At 42.6% G+C, this 1,727-nt stretch carries 7 protein-coding genes; all 7 read right to left on the bottom strand.

Annotation, left to right across the window (positions count from 1 at the left end; translation table 11 throughout):
• A partial coding sequence (locus PSU72_RS10970; protein WP_300432503.1) for a hypothetical protein occupies positions 1 to 269 on the bottom strand: 269 nt, incomplete at its 3' end.
• Positions 270 to 419 (bottom strand): hypothetical protein, encoded by a 150-nt coding sequence (locus PSU72_RS10965; protein WP_300432502.1) that lies wholly within the window; start codon positions 417 to 419, stop codon positions 270 to 272. It lies immediately after the preceding gene.
• Positions 420 to 489: 70 nt separating this feature from the next.
• Positions 490 to 675 carry a hypothetical protein gene (locus PSU72_RS10960; protein WP_300432501.1) on the bottom strand — a complete coding sequence of 62 codons (186 nt, stop codon included), beginning with the start codon at positions 673 to 675 and terminating at the stop codon, positions 490 to 492.
• Positions 675 to 1,049, bottom strand: coding sequence for a hypothetical protein (locus PSU72_RS10955; RefSeq protein WP_300432500.1), 375 nt, complete (start codon positions 1,047 to 1,049; stop codon positions 675 to 677). The genes PSU72_RS10960 and PSU72_RS10955 overlap by 1 nt, the downstream gene beginning before the upstream one ends.
• Positions 1,046 to 1,234 (bottom strand): hypothetical protein, encoded by a 189-nt coding sequence (locus tag PSU72_RS10950; RefSeq protein ID WP_300432499.1) that lies wholly within the window; start codon positions 1,232 to 1,234, stop codon positions 1,046 to 1,048. Before PSU72_RS10950 ends, PSU72_RS10955 begins: the two co-directional genes overlap by 4 nt.
• A 21-nt stretch (positions 1,235 to 1,255) precedes the next feature.
• The gene (locus PSU72_RS10945) at positions 1,256 to 1,513 is read right to left on the bottom strand and encodes a hypothetical protein (RefSeq protein ID WP_300432497.1); all 258 of its coding nucleotides are present in this window, start codon (positions 1,511 to 1,513) and stop codon (positions 1,256 to 1,258) included.
• A gap of 1 nt (position 1,514) precedes the next feature.
• Positions 1,515 to 1,727, bottom strand: a 213-nt coding sequence (locus PSU72_RS10940) for a hypothetical protein (protein WP_300432495.1), incomplete at its 5' end; no start/stop codon positions are given.

The following is a 1,727-nucleotide window of genomic DNA, read 5'->3' as shown; positions in this document are numbered from 1 at the left end:
TCGTGCATCATGCCTTCATAAGCCTTGGTATCTGTTTGTTTAGCTCTTGTAAGCAACACTAAACATTTTACAATGTGGTCGGTTTCCATTTTCGTGATCAGGATTTCGACTTTGTCGCGCATTAACCACACTTTGTCGTTAACCTTACGATGTTCGATGAAGCGATTGACGCGCTTCGGAGATTTCTTTCCCCCGAATATCTCGCTAAAGATGCCGTCAAACATGTCAGACATCTCTTGTTCCATAGCCATTTCTGCAAATTCACCCATTTAAGCCTCCTCTATCATCATACGAACATCTATAGGTAAATACGGGTCTAAAATCCTGTAAGTCTTGCCGCAATTGCTGCATGACTCTAATGTGTTTTCTAGGTCTACAGCGATTTCAATCGGTACGCTTCTTAGACTGTATGTAGTCATGTCGCACTTCCCAGCTTTCGATTGAAACTCAATCTCCGCATCGCAGTTAGGACACCTGCACAATACTGAATCAAAGACTCCCATCTTCAACCTCCGAAATGTAGTCAATGTTGTACTCAGTTGACCTCATATTAAATTCATAATCGCCTGCCATCTCGTCAGCTATGTTTTCAGCTTGTTCTGCTGACTCGGCTTCCACAACAAACTCTCTGTGTCCATAAGCAATTCGGATAACACCAACCTTGAACGTAATCATTAAGCAATCTCCAATCGATCAATTTGCAGGAAAGCACACATTTCATAAACTGCACCATTTCCGACTTCTTCAACCAGCTCAAGAATGTGGTCGCTGTCGGTGTATTCGTACTGTGCGTTAAGGTAAACATCCTCAGGCAGTACAACTTCATCCTGAGATATGATGTCCATAATTTCTACATCTGACAGGCCTTCGGTATCACTAAACACTTGCCCAATCCCGACTGATATAGCCATGTCGTCAAGTGATTTTGCTGTGATGTTCTTCCAGTTAGTTACAGTTACCGCCCCGTCTAGGACTTCAGGCCAAGGAATGTCTTCTACGCTGCCGTCATGTAACGGTGTGAATTCAATTAGTACGTAATGTTTTTTCACTTTAGTTCCTCCAATTTTGCACAATGCAATTTATTACCATAAGTTTTCACTAAATAACCGCCTACTTCTCCGCAGTGAACAGCCCTTTTAGCCTCATCAAAAGTTGTGACGGCTAGATTCCATACAAACCCTCCAGCCACCAGGAAAAACAGTAAGATTTTGGTTGCTTCTATAATCTTGCTCACGCTACTTTCTCCTCAGCTTCTTCAATCTTGTTCCCCTCGGTTAGTCATCATTGCATCCTCAATAAGTATGGCAATGTCATATATTGGAACCACTCTAGTTTCAGGCTTCTCTGTTGCAGTTCCACCAGTTTCAAGGTTTACAGTCATCCTAAAGCATGCTGAACTGTGAGAAGTCATTAGGTAGATAGCTGCCCCTGAAATGTACCTAAAGCATTCTCCAGGCTTAACGTCGCGCAAGTATTTCTGAATGTCTTTACCGTTCTTAGTGATGATTTTCATGTTATTCCCTTAAAGCCCTTCCTATTGCAAATTGAGCGAATGATATTGTGTTGTAGGCATCGTTAGCCTGTTCTGCAGGAAGGTTTTCAGCCATAGCTTCAAACCTTGGCAGCATGTTCTGCAATGCTTGCAGCAAATCAGGAGCACTTGCAATTAGCCAAGCGTCATGAGGATTATCAAACTCAAAGCAGTCATGAGCACTCGTAATGTTTCC

Origin of the sequence: Methylotenera sp. (assembly GCF_029945535.1) — a bacterium.
In the GTDB taxonomy this organism is placed as follows: domain Bacteria; phylum Pseudomonadota; class Gammaproteobacteria; order Burkholderiales; family Methylophilaceae; genus Methylotenera.
The sequence above is the reverse complement of the archived record's forward strand: the minus strand, read 5'-3'. Positions and strand labels throughout refer to the sequence as shown.

Coding starts and splice junctions, on each gene's coding strand:
- PSU72_RS10945 (WP_300432497.1), bottom strand. CDS start 1,513: ATGAAAATCATCACTAAGAACGGTAAAGACATTCAGAAATACTTGCGC.
- PSU72_RS10965 (WP_300432502.1), bottom strand. CDS start 419: ATGACTACATACAGTCTAAGAAGCGTACCGATTGAAATCGCTGTAGAC.
- PSU72_RS10960 (WP_300432501.1), bottom strand. CDS start 675: ATGATTACGTTCAAGGTTGGTGTTATCCGAATTGCTTATGGACACAGA.